Here is a 1126-nt window from a genome sequence, read left to right on the forward strand (position 1 = left end):
GGGCGACGCGCACGTCGTCGACCATGGCCACCAGCATCTTGCGCATGTTGTCGAGCTGGCCATCCTGCTGGCCCAGCACTGCCTTGCGGGTGGGGTTGAGCGAGGTACTGATCGCCGCCATGCGCAGCACGCCTTCGATCAGGTTGGCCACATCCGGGCCGAATTCCTTCTCCACGTCCAGCAGCGTGATCTGCCCTTCGCGCACCGCCCGGTAAAGAACAGCGGCAGGAAGAATGTCACTGTCAGCCCCCAGGTCCACCAGCACTTCGCCCATTTCCAGGCCGATATCCAGGCAGCCTTTGCCGTAAGGCCATACCCGGCCTGCGGCCTCACCAGCCAGCTGGCATTGCTCGGCGCGTTCGCAGGCCTGTTCCAGCAAGGCACGGTCGCGGACAGGCGCGCGGTTTTCCAACTGCGTGATCCAGTCACGCCAGTGAACGATGGAACCTTCTGAGGGCTGTCGCCGTACCGTTACCATGGCAGAACCTGCTACTTCTTCTTCGCTTTTTCGAATACAGCGATGGACTCAACGTGGGTGGTGTGAGGGAACATGTCCATCACTCCTGCCGCTTTAAGACGGTAGCCCAGCGCTATCAGTTCCCCGGCATCACGGGCCAATGTGGCGGGGTTGCATGACACATAAACAATCTTTGACGCACCAAGCCGGGGCATCAGCTTCACCATCTCCAGTGCGCCGGTGCGCGGCGGGTCAATCAGGATACGATCATACGCCTCTCTGGCCCACGCCTGGCCGCTAATGTCCTGACTGAGATCCCAGGCGTGAAACTCCAGGTTTTCCAAGCCATTGCGGCGGGCATTCNCGTAACCACGCTCCACCATGGCCTGGCTGACTTCCACCCCCACCACCTTGCCGGCACGTTTGGCGGCAGGAATGGTGAAATTCCCGAGGCCGCAGAACAGGTCCAGCACCGTGTGCTCCGGTGAGATGTCCAGCAAGTCCAGTGCCAACGGCACCATTTTGCGGTTAATTTCTGCGTTTACCTGGGTGAAATCCGTAGGATGGAAGGCCAGCTCAACCCCTGCAGACGGGTGTTTGTAGTACAGGCGCTGCTCACCACCTTCTGGCCAGATACGGTGCACGGTACTTTCGTTACCCGGTTGCAGG

2 protein-coding genes are annotated in these 1126 nt (G+C 60.4%); both read right to left on the minus strand.

Annotated elements, in window-relative coordinates; all coding sequences use genetic code 11:
• Positions 1-478, minus strand: a 478-nt coding sequence (locus A3754_RS03710; RefSeq protein ID WP_156496756.1) for an HD domain-containing protein, incomplete at its 3' end; no start/stop codon positions are given.
• Between the two features lie 11 nt (positions 479-489).
• A partial coding sequence (gene rlmD / locus A3754_RS03715) for a 23S rRNA (uracil(1939)-C(5))-methyltransferase RlmD (RefSeq protein WP_063518875.1) occupies positions 490-1126 on the minus strand: 637 nt, incomplete at its 5' end.

Source organism: Alcanivorax sp. HI0083, from assembly GCF_001635175.1.